Source organism: Paenibacillus vini, assembly GCF_018403325.1.
Classification (GTDB): domain Bacteria; phylum Bacillota; class Bacilli; order Paenibacillales; family Paenibacillaceae; genus Fontibacillus; species Fontibacillus vini.
In genome coordinates this window covers 20678-35626 of sequence record NZ_BOSL01000017.1, presented here as the reverse complement: position 1 = coordinate 35626, position 14949 = coordinate 20678, and the positions used below count along the sequence as shown (strand labels likewise).

17 protein-coding genes and 2 tRNA genes are annotated in these 14949 nt (G+C 49.5%); 11 read left to right on the top strand and 8 right to left on the bottom strand.

Translation table 11 applies throughout. The annotated features are described in order from the left end of the window. Window positions 1-78: 78 nt before the first annotated feature. The 4 genes from KJS57_RS21370 to KJS57_RS21355 all read left to right on the top strand — a co-directional run bounded on the left by KJS57_RS21370 (window position 79) and on the right by KJS57_RS21355 (window position 4563). Entirely contained in the window at window positions 79-918 is an 840-nt protein-coding gene (locus tag KJS57_RS21370) for a patatin-like phospholipase family protein (protein ID WP_211021030.1), read from the top strand. Window positions 919-1436: 518 nt separating this feature from the next. Further along, complete coding sequence (locus KJS57_RS21365) at window positions 1437-2786, top strand: lytic polysaccharide monooxygenase (RefSeq protein ID WP_213656299.1); 1350 nt, start codon at window positions 1437-1439, stop codon at window positions 2784-2786. Window positions 2787-3002: 216 nt separating this feature from the next. Continuing rightward, a complete protein-coding gene (locus KJS57_RS21360; RefSeq protein WP_211021032.1) occupies window positions 3003-3500 on the top strand; it encodes a DinB family protein in 498 nt (165 codons plus the stop codon). Window positions 3501-3570: 70 nt separating this feature from the next. Continuing rightward, complete coding sequence (locus KJS57_RS21355) at window positions 3571-4563, top strand: helix-turn-helix transcriptional regulator (protein ID WP_213656298.1); 993 nt, start codon at window positions 3571-3573, stop codon at window positions 4561-4563. 112 nt (window positions 4564-4675) lie between these two features. On the opposite strand, the gene fabV is transcribed toward KJS57_RS21355, so the two are convergent. Next, a complete protein-coding gene (fabV, locus tag KJS57_RS21350; RefSeq protein ID WP_213656297.1) occupies window positions 4676-5869 on the bottom strand; it encodes an enoyl-ACP reductase FabV in 1194 nt (397 codons plus the stop codon). Window positions 5870-6154: 285 nt separating this feature from the next. Here fabV and KJS57_RS21345 point away from each other — a divergent pair, with 285 nt between their 5' ends. Next, a complete protein-coding gene (locus KJS57_RS21345) occupies window positions 6155-7144 on the top strand; it encodes a glycoside hydrolase family 43 protein (protein ID WP_213656296.1) in 990 nt (329 codons plus the stop codon). 115 nt (window positions 7145-7259) lie between these two features. Here the strand turns inward: KJS57_RS21345 and KJS57_RS21340 are convergent. The 7 genes from KJS57_RS21340 to KJS57_RS21310 all read right to left on the bottom strand — a co-directional run bounded on the left by KJS57_RS21340 (window position 7260) and on the right by KJS57_RS21310 (window position 11042). Next, window positions 7260-7332: transfer RNA gene (locus tag KJS57_RS21340), tRNA-Lys, on the bottom strand. A 12-nt stretch (window positions 7333-7344) separates the two neighbouring features. Then, window positions 7345-7420, bottom strand: a tRNA-Ala gene (locus tag KJS57_RS21335). A 225-nt stretch (window positions 7421-7645) separates the two neighbouring features. Then, window positions 7646-7981, bottom strand: coding sequence for a hypothetical protein (locus tag KJS57_RS21330; protein WP_213656295.1), 336 nt, complete (start codon window positions 7979-7981; stop codon window positions 7646-7648). Window position 7982: 1 nt separating this feature from the next. Further along, window positions 7983-8738, bottom strand: a complete 756-nt coding sequence (locus tag KJS57_RS21325; RefSeq protein WP_244861661.1) for a hypothetical protein — start codon at window positions 8736-8738, stop codon at window positions 7983-7985. 70 nt (window positions 8739-8808) lie between these two features. Beyond that, window positions 8809-9030 carry a helix-turn-helix transcriptional regulator gene (locus KJS57_RS21320; protein WP_213656294.1) on the bottom strand — a complete coding sequence of 74 codons (222 nt, stop codon included), beginning with the start codon at window positions 9028-9030 and terminating at the stop codon, window positions 8809-8811. Between the two features lie 703 nt (window positions 9031-9733). Beyond that, window positions 9734-10273 carry a hypothetical protein gene (locus KJS57_RS21315; protein ID WP_213656293.1) on the bottom strand — a complete coding sequence of 180 codons (540 nt, stop codon included), beginning with the start codon at window positions 10271-10273 and terminating at the stop codon, window positions 9734-9736. Window positions 10274-10808: 535 nt separating this feature from the next. After that, window positions 10809-11042, bottom strand: a complete 234-nt coding sequence (locus tag KJS57_RS21310; protein ID WP_213656292.1) for a helix-turn-helix domain-containing protein — start codon at window positions 11040-11042, stop codon at window positions 10809-10811. Window positions 11043-11193: 151 nt separating this feature from the next. On the opposite strand from KJS57_RS21310, the gene KJS57_RS21305 reads away from it, so the two are divergent. The 6 genes from KJS57_RS21305 to KJS57_RS21280 all read left to right on the top strand — a co-directional run bounded on the left by KJS57_RS21305 (window position 11194) and on the right by KJS57_RS21280 (window position 14938). After that, window positions 11194-11694, top strand: coding sequence for a hypothetical protein (locus KJS57_RS21305; protein WP_213656291.1), 501 nt, complete (start codon window positions 11194-11196; stop codon window positions 11692-11694). Between the two features lie 96 nt (window positions 11695-11790). Further along, on the top strand, window positions 11791-12144 hold the full coding sequence (locus KJS57_RS21300) for a glycosyltransferase family protein (protein ID WP_213656290.1): 354 nt from the start codon (window positions 11791-11793) through the stop codon (window positions 12142-12144). A gap of 122 nt (window positions 12145-12266) precedes the next feature. Beyond that, the gene (locus tag KJS57_RS21295; protein WP_213656289.1) at window positions 12267-12602 is read left to right on the top strand and encodes a hypothetical protein; all 336 of its coding nucleotides are present in this window, start codon (window positions 12267-12269) and stop codon (window positions 12600-12602) included. A 137-nt stretch (window positions 12603-12739) separates the two neighbouring features. Then, entirely contained in the window at window positions 12740-12916 is a 177-nt protein-coding gene (locus KJS57_RS21290) for a hypothetical protein (RefSeq protein ID WP_213656288.1), read from the top strand. Window positions 12917-13473: 557 nt separating this feature from the next. Beyond that, the gene (locus KJS57_RS21285) at window positions 13474-13908 is read left to right on the top strand and encodes a hypothetical protein (protein WP_213656287.1); all 435 of its coding nucleotides are present in this window, start codon (window positions 13474-13476) and stop codon (window positions 13906-13908) included. A 139-nt stretch (window positions 13909-14047) separates the two neighbouring features. Continuing rightward, window positions 14048-14938, top strand: coding sequence for a phage antirepressor KilAC domain-containing protein (locus tag KJS57_RS21280; RefSeq protein ID WP_213656286.1), 891 nt, complete (start codon window positions 14048-14050; stop codon window positions 14936-14938). Window positions 14939-14949: the final 11 nt, after the last annotated feature.

The window sequence follows — 14949 nt, the reverse complement described above, 5'->3', positions numbered from 1 at the left end:
GATTTAGTAAGATGATTTTATTTTAAGTGTGAGTTCAAAAAGTCGCTCTTCAGCATTTGCGCAATAAGGAGGATTTAAGTGCCTAGTTTAGTATTGGAAGGGGGAACCCTCCGTCCTATTTTCAGTGCCGGGGTCATGGATGCGCTTCTGGATCATGATCTAATGTTCCCGTACTGTATCGGAGTGTCCGCCGGAATCAGCAACGGGATTTCCTATATTTCGAAGCAAAAGCGGAGAAATCTTGAAATTATGGAGAAGTATCGTCATGATCGCAGGTACATAGGTTATCGAAACTTTTTGAAGAGCCGCAGCTTGTTCGGACTTGATTTTGTATTCGGAGAAATTCCAGCCAAGCTGATTCCGTTTGATACATTAACCTATCGTAATTATACAGGCAGACTTCTGGTCGGTGTTACGAATGCACATACGGGAATGGCGGAATATATGGATGGAATGGAAGCGGACGAGCGATGGACTATGCTTAGGGCCACTTGTGCCATACCGCTTGTATTTCCGGCGATCGAGCTGAATGGTCAAAAGTATTATGACGGCGGGTTGAGCGACCCTATACCCATCCGCAAGGCCATCGCAGACGGAAATGATAAACATTTGATTGTGTTGACGCAACCTAAGGGGTACAGAAAATCGTTCAGCAAACGAAATACGCACGTGGCTCGTCTTCTTCGCCGCAAGTATCCGAACCTGGAGGAAGTACTGCTTACGAGGCATGAGCGCTACAATGAAACGGTGGCGTTTTGTGAACAGCTTGAACGAGAGGGGCGGGCGATTATTCTTCGTCCCGAGACACCTTTAGACAGCTTCGAAAAGGATATCGGCAAACTGAGGGAGACCTGTCAACAGGGCTACGAATTGGCGAACGGGCGAATCGAGGACATCCGGAGGCTGTTTGAGATCTAGTGAACGACGAATAAAATATCTTTCTACCCTAAGCTCCGGACTCTGTTCGGGGCTTATTTTACATTTGTGAGACAAATATAAATAAGTTAAAGTGAGAAAAATTATAAATAACTACAATTTTTGTTAAAAATCACCGTTTTTCAACGATAGTTCACACAAAGTTCATAACTAGCGTTATAATTGGACAAGAATACAATATTTACTTTTTTCTTCCTCTTTTTATAGAATCTCCGGTTTTGTCTATTTGCTTCCGATTCAGCTTCTTCTCTATTTTCTTACCCTATTTCCAGCAATCATCCACGGTATCTTTGTCATGTTGTATATAAACCTATCAAGGTTTATATAAATTTGCTTAGAAGGGAGTGCGCGGCCATCGAGTTTGCCTGAGATTTTTTCATAACGGCTAATTCAGAGACGGGAGGGGGAAGGCGTTTGGTCGTTAAGAGCGACAGGAAAGTATAACTATACAGCGCTTTAAAATGATAAGACATGTCCAAATTATAAGGAGGTATTTGATAATGACTTCTATTCGTTTATCGAATTCTTTGTTATTGAAGGCGCTTACTTCTTTCGGGATTATGTTGATTGCTGTTTTTTGTATGTTCCTGTTAGCTGAAAAAGCTTCTGCTCACGGATATATAGATTCACCGGGTAGCCGGGGTTATCTCTGCAAACTTGGTCAGAATACGGACTGCGGTGCGGTAGTCTATGAACCTCATAGCTTGGAAGCGCCGAAGGGATTCCCTGCTGCAGGACCGGCTGACGGCAAAATCGCCAGTGCGGGCGGCATCTTCCCGAAACTGGATGAGCAATCGGCTAACCGCTGGACGAAAGTCAATATGTCTTCGGGGACGAATACGTTCCACTGGACGTTGACCGCGGCCCATGCAACGTCTAGCTGGAAATATTATATTACCAAACCCAATTGGAACCCGGATGCCCCGTTGACTCGGGATTCTTTTGATCTGACACCGTTCTGCTCCGTGGATTACGGCGGCGTACGGCCTCCGTTTACGTACTCCGATACTTGTAATGTACCGGCTCGTACCGGTTATCATGTCATTCTGGCGGTTTGGGAAATCGCAGACACGGCCAATGCTTTCTACAATGTAATCGATGTTAATTTTGGCGGAAGCAATCCGGTGGATACGCAAGCGCCAACTGCTCCATCTTCCCTCGCATTCTCCGGAGTTACTTCAACCAGCGTTAATTTATCCTGGAATGCCTCCTCGGACAACGTGGGGGTGACGGGTTATCGTATTTACAATGGAACTAATCAAATTGCAGCGGTCTCTGGATCGACTTTGAACTATAATGTAACCGGTTTGACGGCAAATACGGCTTACTCCTTCCAGGTGAAGGCAGTGGATGCTGCGGGCAATTTGTCCGCTGCCAGCAATACCGTGAACGTTACGACAAGCCAGGTTGTAAATGATACGCAGGCGCCTACTGCTCCAGGCAATCTGCATGTCATGGGCACTCCCACTTCTTCCAGCGTTACGCTCATGTGGAATCCATCCACTGACAACGTTGGGGTAACCGGTTATAAAATCTACCGCGGCACAACGCTTGCTGGAACCGTATCCGGTACGACGACCGAATACACCGTTTCCGGCCTGAGTGCCAGCACGTCGTACACCTTTACGGTTCGTGCCATAGACGCAACCGGAAACGAATCGGCGGCCAGCAATTCCGTGAGCGCCACGACGGCAGCACCACCTGCCGCGCAGCCTTGGGCGCCGAATGTAGCTTACACCGCCGGGACGCTCGTAAGCTACAACGGAAACACCTATGAATGCCGCCAGAGCCATACCTCACTGACAGGCTGGGAACCTTCCAATGTGCCAGCCCTCTGGTTGTTGAAATAATAGATATGATATAAACATCTGCTTTAGAACAATATATTGATTGAGTGGAGCTGTGCTTCAGTAGGGTAACTACTGGAGTACAGCTTCTTTTTGTAGCTTCTGATTGTAACTTAATAATAATTTTTTAATTACTTTAAAAATCACTGACCGAATCTGTCAGTGATTTTTTTATATACTCGGTTTGTAAAAGATCCCTTAACTAATGGAGGAATGATGATGTTCGTGAAAATCAATGACTTTGCAAAGGAATGGGAAGAGGAGCTTAAGCTAACGGAAAAGGTAATGGGGGCGCTCACGGACGATTCGCTGTCCAGGGAAGTGATTCCCGGCCGGAGGACGCTTGGGGATATCGCCTGGCATCTGGTTCTTTCTCCGCACTATATGACAGGATGCGGTCTGGTTTTTGACGGACCGGCGGGCGGAAAGGAAGTTCCTGCTTCGGCGGCAGTGATTGCGGAGGAATACGGCAGGATCAGCCGGGCACTCCTTGAAGCGGTGAAGACTCAGTGGAGCGACGATAGTCTGCTGGAAACCGTAGATATGATGGGAGAAAGTTGGGCGAACGGGGTAACTTTACGGTTTACGCTAATGCATCAGGCTCATCATCGGGGACAGATGACGGTTCTTATGAGACAAGCGGGACTTCGTATCCCGGAAGTATACGGACAAACTTATGATTCCTGGATTGAAGCAGGAATGGAACCGCTCAAGTAAACAAGTTACAATAGAATAAAATAACGGGGATTGGCTTGCGGTTCCCGGAAACAACCGAAAGGAAACCGATATGTCCAAGTCCGACCACATGCTGTCCATCCTGTGGCTGCTCCGCTCCGGGAGGAAACTGACCGCTAGGGAGCTGGCAGACAAGCTGGAAATTCATATTCGAACAGTATACCGTTGCATAGATTCATTGTGCGCAAGCGGTGCCCCGATTATCGCGGATTCGGGCCCGGGCGGCGGATACCGCATATTAGGGCGGTTTGCTGAATCACCCTTACTGTTTGATCAGGAGGAACAAAAAGCCTTGGTCCATGCTTCGACCTTTGCCAGGGAGGCTGGCTACCCCCATTCGGAAAGCCTGGAGCGGGCGATCGACAAATTGAAGCTTTATACGAATGATGAGCAGCTTCTTCGGCTGGAGCTCCATGACCAAGGGGTGTCGGTGATTTATCCGCCTTTGGAGGAGCGAGAACGATCCTTTCTTCAACAGCTTGAGGAAGCGGCGGCCCAGGGAATGACTCTTGAAATGGTTTATGATAAAGGCCGGAGCGAGCCGCCGGTTTCAAGAGATTTCGATCCCTATGGCATTGTCCATTGGAAAGGCTGCTGGTATACGGTTGGATACTGCCGGCTGCGGCAAACGATACGGAGCTTTCGGGCCGACAGGATCGTGGAACTGCGTCCGACGGAGCAAAGGTTTGATAGGCCTGGCGGCTTTTCCGCCAAGGCCCACCTGCTGGAGAGCCTGCTTCCCGGCTCACTTGATGGAGAGACTCTGGTCAATGTGCGGATTGCCGGGCCCGAACAGGCCTTGCATGAGCTTGGCCGCCACTGGTTGTTCGGACACGCGCTGATCTCCCGCGAACCGGAAGAGGCGCTGTTCCGGATTGGACAAGCCGCATTGGTATCCTACGTACCGTATTTTTTATTGCCTTACGGCAAAGCGCTAACGATTCTCGAACCATTATCTCTGGTTGAACGACTGGTTCAGGTCAGCGCGGATGTAGCGGCGCATTATGCCGAGATGAAGGACAATTTGGAGAAAGACCCGACTTAAGCGCAATGCCGCTGACGATCTGTAATCCGATCGCATTCATACGATTTTAATTAAAAAACGGTTGGAACAGAGGGGATTTCCCTTTGTCCAACCGTTTTTTTGCATGTGCGGTTTATTTTTGATTGACTACTTCAACAATCGGATCGGTGTCCGCTTCATAGTCCACGCCATCGACCTCAAAGCCGAACAGCTGGAAGAACTCGCGACGGAAGCCTTCGAGATCGGACAGATCATAAATATTGTCCGTCGTCAGTTTATCCCAGAGCTTTGTGACTTCCGCTTGCACGTCCTCGCGCATCTCCCAATCATCAAGACGAATTCGGCCTTCCTCATCGACTGGAACGGCTTGCGGCCCGTACAGTCTGTTGGAGAATAACCGGTACATCTGCTCGATGGTCCCTTCGTGAATCCCTTTTTCTTTCATCGTTTTGTACAGCGCCGACATATACAGCGGAACGATGGGAATCGCGGAGCTGGATTGCGTAACGAGCGCCTTGCTCACGACGACATAGGCATGCCCGCCGCCGTTCGCTGAGAGCCGTTCGTCCAGCTTCCGGGCGGTTTCCTCCAAATGATCCTTCGCCCGGCCGATCGTGCCTTCCCGGTAGATCGGCATCGTAATTTGCGATCCGATGTAAGAGTAAGCGACGGTGACAGCATTCGGGGCCAGCGCTCCGGCATTTTCCAGAACGTTGATCCATTCCTGCCAATCCTCGCCTCCCATCACAAATACCGTATCCTCGATTTCTTGCTCTGTGGCGGGTTCAAGAGTAATATCGCTGATTTCTCCGGTATGGAAGTTCACCGTTTTATTCGTATACGGTTTGCCGATCGGTTTCAGCACGGAGGTGCGAGGCTGCCCGGTAACCGGGTCGGTCCGGCGAGCGGTAGCCACGCTGTATACGACCATATCAACTTGGCCCAGCTCGCTTCGGATTAATTCGGCAGTTTTCGCCTTAGTCTCTTCAGAGAAGGCGTCTCCCGTCACGCTGAAGGACTTAAGTCCGGCCGCCTGAGCGGCCTTTTCGAATGCAGCGGAATTGTACCAGCCTGCCGAGGCAGTCCGGGTTGCGCTGGCGGCGCTTGGACGGTAGACGCCCACTGTGTTGGCCTGCGCTCCAAAAGCGGCAACAATGCGGGAAGCAAGGCCATATCCCGTCGAAGCTCCGATGACAAGCACATTTTTCGGCCCCTGAATGGCCGTTTGGTTTTTGACGTAATCAATTTGCTGCTCTACCTGGCGCTCGCATCCTGCCGGATGCGACGTCGTACAAATAAAGCCGCGTGTCCGTGGTTTAATGATCATAGATTGATGTTTTCCTTTCTAATGTGAGTACAGCATTCTTTAAATTTTTATTAATCTTATCTATTGTACCTGTATTTTTCATTTTGAAAAAGAGCGCACGGATTCCGGGGGTCAAATGATGGAATTTTGCTGCTAAAGACTCTGTGCGCCCCTAAACCCGGACTGAGCAGATGAAGGAACAACTAAAGTTTTTGGGATATAACCTATACTTTCATGAATTCACAGGATACTGTTTATCTGATACGATGAAAACGCATGCATTTCAGTTAAATAGGAGGAAAAGACGTGACAAAACCTGCACAACCCAATGAGCCTATCGTGACTCATATTTATACAGCAGATCCTTCGGCTCATGTTTTTGAAGGTAAAATCTTTATCTATCCTTCCCATGACTTAGACCATGAGAAGCTTTCAAATGATAACGGGGACCAATATGACATGGAGGATTATCATGTTTTGTCCATGGACGATGCAGGGGCTCCGTGCGTGGATCATGGTGAGGTGCTTCATCTTAAGGATATTCCTTGGGCCAGTCAGCAGCTATGGGCCCCTGATGCCGCTTATAAGAACAATACCTATTATTTATTCTTCCCGGCTAGAGACCATGAAGGCGTGTTCCGAATCGGCGTAGCCAAGAGTTCTTCCCCTGCGGGTCCGTTCACACCAGAGCCGGAGTATATACCTGGCAGCTTCAGCATCGATCCTGCCGTTTTCATTGACCAGGACGATAGAGCCTATATGTATTTCGGTGGACTATGGGGCGGTCAGTTAGAGAAATGGCAAACCGGCACTTACAATCCTGATGCTGAAGGTCCGGCTCCTACGGAACCAGCGCTTGGTCCGATCGTCGCGGAATTAAGCGAAGACATGCTTACATTTAAAGCACAGCCGCAGGAGATTTCGATTGTGGATGAGGACGGCAATCTGATCCTTGCCGGAGATGAAGAGAGACGTTACTTTGAAGGACCGTGGGTTCACAAGTATAACGACTATTACTATCTGTCCTATTCCACAGGAACTACACACAGTATTGTATACGCTATCAGCAAGAATCCGATGGGTCCTTATCAATATCAAGGAAAAATCCTTACTCCCGTAGTCGGATGGACCACTCATCATTCCATCGTCCAGTTCAAGGAGAAATGGTACTTATTTTATCATGACAGTTCCTTGTCCGGCGGAGCAGACAATAAGCGCTGCGTCAAGTATACCGAATTAAAATACAATGATGACGGTACGATCCAGACGATTGAGCCTTATAAAAACGAAGAATAACAAAAGCAAACAGCTACTCCGAATCTTGTATCGGGGCGGCTGTTTTTTTATTTATATGGCCGGAAAAAACAAAAACATCCAGCATTTCTGCCGGATGTTTCATATAAACTCGGTATGGATCGTCAGGGACTCGAACCCTGGACCTGTCGATTAAGAGTCGAATGCTCTACCAACTGAGCTAACGATCCGTAGAAGTAATATGGTGGAGCCTAGGGGGATCGAACCCCTGACCTCATCGCTGCCAGCGATGCGCTCTCCCAGCTGAGCTAAGGCCCCGCAAATTTATCCCGAAATGTCAACGCACAGTCATCGCAAAGCCCGCTATATCAACGGTTTGTCGCCGCACAGTCATTTCGTCGTTTTCTTTCCGCTCCAATAATATATCACATAGGAGCGCATCGCTGCAAGTCCAAATTACGGATATCTGCGTAACTTATAGAGCCCGCATATATTCGCAAGTTTTGCGTTCGTTTATGCGGACTCTACGATATCTTCTCGTATTTACGCAGCCACGTCGGTATCATACCGCCAGCCCCGAAAAACGGCCGCTATCTTCTTCGCGGCGGACTCTAACGCGCTACTATCGATTTCGGCGTGTGACACGTTGGTGACGGTCAGGTACGCGGCCTTGCGCTCGCACTCCGTCAATTGAGCGAGCTCTAACGCGTTATTAAAGTCCGCGAGCAGCCCGGCCAACTCGACCGATCCGTTGTATTTTCGGAAATTTAACTCCCGGTATCCGCGCAACACCTTCATGACGCCGGCCTCCGTCTCCATGCGATAGTCCGCGTCAATTTTGCGTTGCTCCTTATGAATGTCCACTCTAATCAATCCCATATTAAGCGGCCTCCCTGCGGAAATTAGCCTTCCGGCTCAGTAATTCGTCGCGAATCTCCCGGTATCCGTACCCGAGGCGGAGCAGCGAACTAATCGCGGTTTCAACGTCGACAACGCTGCGCAGGTCATCTGTACTGAGCGCGTCGCGGATATTATCGTCGGGCTCTAGGCCGTAGAGTTTGCGCAGGCCTGGCGCATCCGTATCGAACAGTACCCGGTAGACGAGGTTCGTATAGTTAGCGTAGGCAAAAGTGCTCCCGTCACCAAACGTCTGAACCGCGTCCGTTAATCGGCGGCGTTCCCGCTTGGATACTTCGCGCTGCATTGACCACATACGCTGCTCTTTACTTGCGATTCCCTCAACGTTAAGGAGGTAATTGCGGACGGAACGTGCGACTTCTGACTCCGTAAGTAACATGCCAATGCGGAGTAGCCCCCGACGTGTTACAAGAGATAGAGAGTTGAGTCCCTTAAACGATGGTTCACCTTGAACCTGCGTCTTAAAGCTCTCTAAGACCTTACCCTTAAGTAATCTAACTTCCCCGTAATCGTTAAACTCCGCCCGATTCCGCTTTAGTACAGTCCTAACTGTTTCAATAGGAACCTCGTAAAAGTTCGCGGCCATTTCTACCGTAACCTCCAACGTTCCCGACAGCACCGGTACAGCCTTTACGCGCTCAAGAACACTGTCCTTGAACACGTAATCGTCACGCAGAGTGCGGCTTTCTGTTAAAATGATCTCGTTTTGTACACTCACGATATTCTTCGCCCCTTAATTGAAGTTTTCCGCACGATAAGGTATCTTCGGATAGAAAAGACACGGTAACTTACCGCGCCCCTTCGAGTTTTTTAGCATTCTCAATAATTGCCGCAGTCCCGCTGTCCATCGGAAAACGCCGCGCAATCTTAAAACGCAGCTTATCCGTAACCCTCCGGCCGCCGGACTCAACCATTGCGATTGTCGAGAGTGCAACTCCGATTTCCTGCGCCATTTCTTTTTGAGTAAGTCCGTTCGCGAGTCTAATTTCTTTTACTGTTTTGTTGTCCATTTTTACCCCTCCATAATTTTATGAACTTGATTTATCACATAAAAAGCGAACGCAAAAAGGACCGGGCGCTTGTCTGGCCCGATCGTTGTTCGCCTACTCACTATACCTAATATGCAAAAATGGGAACGAAACAGATAAAAAGAGATAAAAATAAATAAAAGGCACTCGTGGTAAATTTGCACTATATTACACTTTCAAAAATTAGTAAACGTTTGCTGTGGTGTCGATACCGTTTGTTCGCGCTGAAAACCGCTCCCTTATCATTTCTCGCTGAAATCACGTGAAATTAACGGTTTTGATGACGGAGGGGAGCAAATATATCTCCACGCGGTCAAATCGTCTAATTTTGCGGTAATTTTACGGAAAATGTACGGGTGTGGGCGGAGGAGGTTCGGCGGCAGGCGGAAATGGAGGCGGCTGGCTGGCGTCGTTGTTGTTTTCTTCTTCGAGTAAACTCTCATTCACGCGGCAATAAATGTGTTCCTCGCACGGTTTCGGTATATTCGACTCGGATCGGTTTTTATCCGCGGCGTACGAACTTATAAGACCGTAAGGGATTATAAGTGAGTAAAGTCTTTAAATCTTTTAAGACCTTAGTTCTTAAAATCTTTTAAAGATATATGCAAAAATAGGAACGTTGCTTCGGGCGGACTTGTTCCGTCGGCGTGGTACAGACAGCGAAACGTAAAGTTTATTTGCACTATTATACATATACGTATTCCACACGCAGAGGCTGCTCGTCGATCGATTCGAGCGTGTCGCGCACCGTTTCGTAATCAGCCTCCGCTTTATGTGCGCGTGCTTCCGCTTGTTCTAACCGTTTGACCAATTCGCGATAATCCTTTAGCGTTTTGACTTCGCCGGACAGGACGGCTTTTTTCGCTCGGCGTTTTGGTTCCGTGGACTCAGCGGATGGTGCGGCGATTTCATACGTAAGGGAGACCGGAAGGTCTTCCAATAGCTCCTGCTGACCCATGTCCTCGCAATTTGCGATAACATCAAACCGGTGTATCATTCGATAAACGGCATCCCTCCTAAATCCCAACGCGGTGTACCACTTCTCGAACACTCCGCTATACTTATTGTGGCTTGCGAGTACGTTCTGGGCTTCCTTTAACTCACGTCCCAAATCCGTATATGCTTTCCCTACAATTTCGCGCATGTTCCTTTCTTTCTTTTGAAGGAATTCGGAGATTGGCGCGTTAAGCTGGCTGTAGTCAAATGTAGTTATTTCTAGTGTCATATTGACCTCCTTTCTGGCGGCGCGGCGGCCTGCGGAACCTCTCCGTAAGTTGGCGTTTTTATTTGCGTCAAAATAGCGTCTCAACTTCGCCACCCTTCCGTTTATACTCCTCCGCGCCCAGGATCGCTAATTCGCCGTAAATTCCACGGGAAACACGCGGTAAATGCTCGCCAGGTAACGACATAAGCAAGAAGCGGCGATCAAGCTCCGGCAGGCGGGCAAAAGTTACCGACTTATCGGCGCATGGCTCGGAATCAGCTACGGAACAGCGGTAAATTGGACGAAGGAAGCCGAGGAAATTCCAACTGATCAAAAATTAACAGTTGGAAACGTTGAGTCCGCAGACGGAAAATTCCGGCCAGCCGCCGCCCCTTCCGCCGAAACACTAACCGAGCGCGAAGAGACGGCGCTCAAACTTCGCGAAGAAGGACGCACGCTCAAAGAGATTGCGGAAGCCATCGGAGTGTCCTCGCCGCAGACCGCAAGCAATACACTGGCTCGCGCGGAAGCTAAGCGCATGAAAAAGACCGCGGACTCAACGGTCGGCGGCCGGTATGTACTCCAGTACGTCGGTCAGCGTATAGCTGCGCCCTGTCATCGCGTTTAAAGTGTCGATTATCTTGCCCAATGTTTCGAGATCGAGCCTCTTCGTTTTTCCCTCGCACATATCATATATCAAGTTTGGCCGGACTTTTGCTTCCCGCGCAAGAGCATTTTTTGATAAGCCAGCGCTGGTTAGTGTGTCTTCTAACTTCAATTTAATGGTCACGCGAATATCACCTCAAATAAAAGTATACCCTCACGATAAATATTTTGAAATAACCTATTGACGTTTAACGTTAGGCGTTGTATTATGAGGGTAAGTCATTAAACGATAGATGTTAATCATAATACGTTAAACGTTATAGGAGGTTTCAATTATGTCAACCGCAATCATCAGCCCAACTCAGGAAATTGGATACTACCGCAACGTACGCACCGGCCTAATGAATATCGTACTCGGTCGCGGCAATAAGGCGAAGCACACAACGGCAGCACCTTCGCGTTTCTTCGTAATATTCCCCGAAGTTAGTCCGAAGTGGACAGGCGGTACCGTCGAAGCGAACGCGGACCAACTTTACGCCATCGGCCTCGGACCCAAGCCGCAGCGCTTTACGGTTGAACTCGCTAATATGCCGTACCAAGTACGTTATGTCTACGCGCCTCACATCGGCCGGATTATTGCGAAATTAATCGGCACATCGCAGGAGTTGTCGTCCAATCCGCAGCACTTCCAACGCGTGACTGGCGTATCCAGCCGCGCAGTCCTCGGCTCCATATCGTTGACGGCGGCCCAGGCGCGAGCAATCGGCTTTATTGTCCCGGAAGAACAGGAGGTGTCTGTCAATGACCGCATACACGCCGAACTATTACCGGCATAGATCCGTTAATCCGCGGATAAGCAAACGCAGGATTAAAACGTTAATACGCGCGCTCGTATGGTTTATTGCGCTACTAGTAAAGGAGTTGATCGCGTAATGTCTTTGAATCTTGAGCGTGTCCTTGTTGTTGACGGCTATTACCTGGGCGATCCTCTAGACTACGAGCTGCGGCCGTCCTGGTTAATCCGCGACGACCTTGTCCTGCACTTTGTAGACGAGGATCTCGTTTTGCGCCGGGTTACTCGCCATTCTGACGTTGTGAATCATCCGCGCCTTTACATTACCCGTAAACTGAACGATTCGGTCCGCGTCGCGGTCGGACTGCCGCAAACCGACGAGATTGTCGCGGAAGTGGCCGCGTGCCTATTACGTATGTCTGCGATTGATTTTCTAATTGATTGCGTTATGAACGATTCGGAGGCTTCGGACGAGTTCCGCGTCGTCCGTTGAGTCCGCGCTCCGATGATGCCGCCGGCTGCAACCGGTCCGATAAGCGGAGGAGATGACAGAGGTAAACGTACCGCCACTATATTCGCCTAAAGCAAAAAAAAATTTGAAGGAGGGAATACCCTGTGGACGTCCTTTACCTAGCTGCCGAAAATGAAGAACGCGAAATCATGCATGATTGTGTACTCGTAAATAATGAGTTTGCACTTTTTCGTAACCAACTCGGGGACGTCGAGCTTATACCCGTTGAAAGTACGGATAGCGACGTTTTCGAAATGGTCGATTACGGGATGATCATCTTGTCCAACGAAACTCTCGCCGCAATCGCTGAACGACTACGGCAAATGAGCGCTCTAGAAATCCTCCGAATAATTACAAGTCATTGTGAGGCGCCTGAACGAATACCGGTACGTAGAGAGGACGTAATCCGGACGGTGGATCAACTGCCTAAACTCCGATGAACCTAACGCCGCTGCTACGGCAAGGTGCGCTACCACCGTAATGGGGAGGAGATGCGCGTTGTAAGTCTGTAACCGGTCGCTGTGCGCTAACACGGCGGCCATTCCCGTACCTGCCGGCGCCAAACGGTGGGGATGCCATGCGGGAAAATGTTCCCGACGTCGGGAAGTTTCAAAGTCGAGTAGCGCCAAATCTCGGCAAAAGCGAGGATGTCCTCGCAAATCCGGTCGGTCCTGCGCCAACAGTTCCGGCCGGCGTACGCAAATTCCTGCGGCTCGGAGCGGCAACTCCGGAACGTGAAAGCCGCGATTATTGATAAGGAACGGAGAGGGTGGCGGATGATTCCGCTCGGGCACGCCTTTTCCGTTTTTGTTTTATACGAGAATATACGTTCTCGTTTTAGGATGGTTTCAATTATTTTAAACGTTCACACTTTAGACACATATATTTTAATCTCAGTCTCTTACGTCCCACTTTTCTTAAAAAAGAGTCCCTATATATAGTGAGGGCGAAAACTTCTTGGGAGGTGTGTGAGATCGAAGGCAGACTTTCTATATTATTGTAGGCCCCGATTTTATCCGGAGGTTGTGCGGGAGAATGCACGGGCGTCGTCTTTATGATTATCCCGGAAAAGTGTGCGGACTTAAAATCTCGCGGCAATAATACGATATCCGGCAGAAAGTTGAACGGAACATTGTGCGAAGCATAGTCAGTAGCCCGTCGGATATATTAAGGGCCGCAAAAAGTTGGCCGGAATCTGTGCGAAACGGCAACCATCGGCAACATTTTATATAGGGGGTCTTTTACAAGATCAATTTCCGGCCGGCTGGCCGTTCACATAAATAAAATTTGAATGAAAAGGGGACGGGGATATTGAATACGACAATCGAACGCCTAGAACAAGAACGCGACAGTGTGGCGGAGGTACTGACGTGTTGGGCGGACTTAGCAGCACGGGAAGAGGAACGCGGGGAAAACGAACAGGCGCAGGTACTTACCAACCGGGGCGCAGATTTAGCGCTATTTCGGATGTTGCTCCATGAATGCACGGTATCCATTTACTTAGTGGAGCCGCTTCCGCATCTTCGAACGCTATTTCACATTGCGGATACTTGCGAATTGGAACACGCGCGTGACGCAGGGTTGGCGAAACAAGCCCGTGACTGTATCTTCGCTTTAATGAGCGGCCTGCAGGCGAGAGATTCCGATCGAATTGTGGATGCGCTTTGTGATATTTTGATGGCAACCGAAGCCGTGGATGCTGAATTGGGGGCAGTAAGGCAGGAATACGAAAAGATTAAAGAGTAGAGGAAGACTTCTCACTCTCCAACTTCGGAGAATCAACTTATGTAGGGGTAGGTCCAACTCTGGACACACCCCCACCCACTAAGTAAAATATCGGCTTCGGCCGTTTATATAAAAAATAATTTGAGAGGAGATATTCAAAATGGAGACGAACAGTTCACAAGTATTTAGCCACGATCGTTTCGGCAGTGTCTGCGTAACTTTAGTCGATGGAAAGGAAATGTTCGGGGCTACACAGATTGCTTCTGCCTTAGGCTACGTAAACCCACAAAAAGCTATACGCGACCACTGCTGCGATGATGGGTGCACGATTCGTTCAGTCACCGACTCGCTTGGACGGACACAACAAATGAAATTCATATCAGAGGGGAACGTATACCGCCTAATCGTTCGTTCAAAACTACCTGCTGCAGAGCAGTTTGAGCGCTGGTTATTTGATGAAGTGATCCCAACTATTCGCAAGCACGGAGCCTACATCGCCCCAACAAAGCTTGAAGAAATGATCCGTGACCCGGACGTTATGATCCAACTATTAACGGAGCTTAAACGCGAGCAGCAAGAACGTGCGCGGCTACAGCTCGAAACCACGCGCCAGGCCGAAGTCATCGAAGAACAAGCGGAACGCCTCACGTACCTCGACGAAATCATGCGCTCTGACGATACGTTGACCATAACGCAGATTGCGGCCGACTACGGAATGACTGCGGCAAAACTGAACGCTGCCCTTAAAGAAGCGGGAGTTCAGCGGAAGACAGGCGGCCAGTGGATACTTTGCGCGAGATACCTTCGCCAAGGACTGACGAAATCGGTGACGCACGCTATTCCGCTCGAGACTGGCGGTACAAAGACCGTCCTTCATACGCGTTGGACGCAGGCCGGGAGGCTGCTGATTCACCGGGTGCTCGAAAGTTGCGGCATCCAAGCGAATCAAGACCGAGGCATTGACGCAGGCGTGCTCGTAATCCGGCCGGCAGCGCAAGTCGAACGCCGGGAGCCGACGGAGATTAAGGTTAGCCTGCGGATTAATGCGTAAGGACGGTAGGC

Coding starts and splice junctions, on each gene's coding strand:
- KJS57_RS21365 (WP_213656299.1), top strand. CDS start 1,437: ATGACTTCTATTCGTTTATCGAATTCTTTGTTATTGAAGGCGCTTACT.
- KJS57_RS21360 (WP_211021032.1), top strand. CDS start 3,003: ATGTTCGTGAAAATCAATGACTTTGCAAAGGAATGGGAAGAGGAGCTT.
- KJS57_RS21355 (WP_213656298.1), top strand. CDS start 3,571: ATGTCCAAGTCCGACCACATGCTGTCCATCCTGTGGCTGCTCCGCTCC.
- fabV (WP_213656297.1), bottom strand. CDS start 5,869: ATGATCATTAAACCACGGACACGCGGCTTTATTTGTACGACGTCGCAT.
- KJS57_RS21330 (WP_213656295.1), bottom strand. CDS start 7,981: ATGGGATTGATTAGAGTGGACATTCATAAGGAGCAACGCAAAATTGAC.
- KJS57_RS21320 (WP_213656294.1), bottom strand. CDS start 9,030: ATGGACAACAAAACAGTAAAAGAAATTAGACTCGCGAACGGACTTACT.
- KJS57_RS21315 (WP_213656293.1), bottom strand. CDS start 10,273: ATGACACTAGAAATAACTACATTTGACTACAGCCAGCTTAACGCGCCA.
- KJS57_RS21305 (WP_213656291.1), top strand. CDS start 11,194: ATGTCAACCGCAATCATCAGCCCAACTCAGGAAATTGGATACTACCGC.
- KJS57_RS21300 (WP_213656290.1), top strand. CDS start 11,791: ATGTCTTTGAATCTTGAGCGTGTCCTTGTTGTTGACGGCTATTACCTG.
- KJS57_RS21290 (WP_213656288.1), top strand. CDS start 12,740: ATGCGGGAAAATGTTCCCGACGTCGGGAAGTTTCAAAGTCGAGTAGCG.
- KJS57_RS21280 (WP_213656286.1), top strand. CDS start 14,048: ATGGAGACGAACAGTTCACAAGTATTTAGCCACGATCGTTTCGGCAGT.